At 64.7% G+C, this 1,255-nt stretch carries 2 protein-coding genes and 1 pseudogene; all 3 read left to right on the top strand.

Annotation, left to right across the window (positions count from 1 at the left end; genetic code table 11):
• A partial coding sequence (locus AC1Q7H_RS39635) for an H-NS histone family protein (RefSeq protein WP_492382502.1) occupies nt 1–505 on the top strand: 505 nt, incomplete at its 5' end.
• 175 nt (nt 506–680) lie between these two features.
• Nucleotides 681–953, top strand: a complete 273-nt coding sequence (locus AC1Q7H_RS39630; RefSeq protein ID WP_153956973.1) for an H-NS histone family protein — start codon at nt 681–683, stop codon at nt 951–953.
• Nucleotides 954–1,030: 77 nt separating this feature from the next.
• Nucleotides 1,031–1,255: pseudogene (locus tag AC1Q7H_RS39625) on the top strand (tol-pal system protein YbgF); the annotation flags it as partial.

The following is a 1,255-nucleotide window of genomic DNA, read 5'->3' as shown; positions in this document are numbered from 1 at the left end:
CCCGAAGCGCGGTCGGAAGCCGAAAATGCTAGCTGAAGTTGCCGCTCCGGAAGTCATGACTCACGAAACCCCAACCCGGAAGCGCGGGCCGAAGCAGATAACACTGCCTGGAGTGGAGGCTGCCCCGGAAGCGCCAACTCGGAAGACGCAAACTCGGAAGCCGCGACAGGAGCAAAAAGCGCCTACCGCAACCCAAAGCCGGTCCCAATCCTCACTGCTCGCCCAACTGGCATCTGTCAATGCGCAACTTGAGCAGTTGCGAGCCACGGAAGTGCCAAAGGTCGTGGAAAAGATTCGGCAGTGGATGCAGGAGTACGACCTCAGCATTGAGGACATTGCGGGCAAGCCCAGTGTTGAGCCCGCTGCCCGCGCTGTTCCGACGAAGGCCGCGCCGCGTCCGAGGTACCGCAACCCGAAGACGGGCCAGACCTGGTCGGGGCGCGGTCGGGCTCCCGCGTGGATTGGCAAGAAGCCCGAGCGTTTCCTAAACGATCTCTTGTACTGAACGACAGGTCGGCGGGCGCGGCCGGTCCGCCCCCATTCTGACAAGCAAACTCGGCAGGCCGGAAGTTCGGCGGCCACTGCGCAGGAAGCCCAAGGGGAAGAGCCGGGTAACGAGCCGGGGGCTGCGGCGCTGCCTAACAACCAGGACGAAGGCAACGACAGCAGTGACGGCAGCGATGACAGCAAAAACTGAGCGGGCGGACGCGATCCGCTGGATCCAGGCGCAGATGGACGACTACGGGCTCACCCTCGAAGAGCTCGACGCGGCGGGGTGCTTCGCGCCACCGCCGCCCCCACCCCCACCGCCGCCACCGGCCGCACCGCCGGCGCCGGTGGTCTGCTACCGCAACGCGGAAGGGCTCACCTGGGACGGGCAGGGCGAGATGCCGTCATGGCTCAAGCGCGCGGTCAATGCGGGGCAGAGCGTTGAGTTTTTCCGGGTTGGATAGGGGCGCCGATGCATTTGGCCCGCAGACCAACAGCGATCTGACGAGGGCTAACCGACACAACCCACGACGACCCATTTATGAAAGTACACGTTTCCACCCTGTTGTGGCTCGCCGCCATGGCGAGCGGCGGTATGCTGCCCCTCACGCAGGCGCACGCCGGAGTGTTCGACGATGAGCAGGCGCGCAAAACGGTCATCAACCTGCGCGACCAGTTCAACAGCTTCCAGGCGACGGCGACCCAGCGCATTGAGCAGAATAGCCGCACTACGCTCGACCTGCAGAACCAGCTCGAAGGCCTACGC

Source organism: Cupriavidus sp. GW823-FHT06D04, assembly GCF_058795055.1.
Note: the sequence above shows the minus strand (reverse complement) of the source record. Positions and strands in the feature narration are given on the sequence as shown.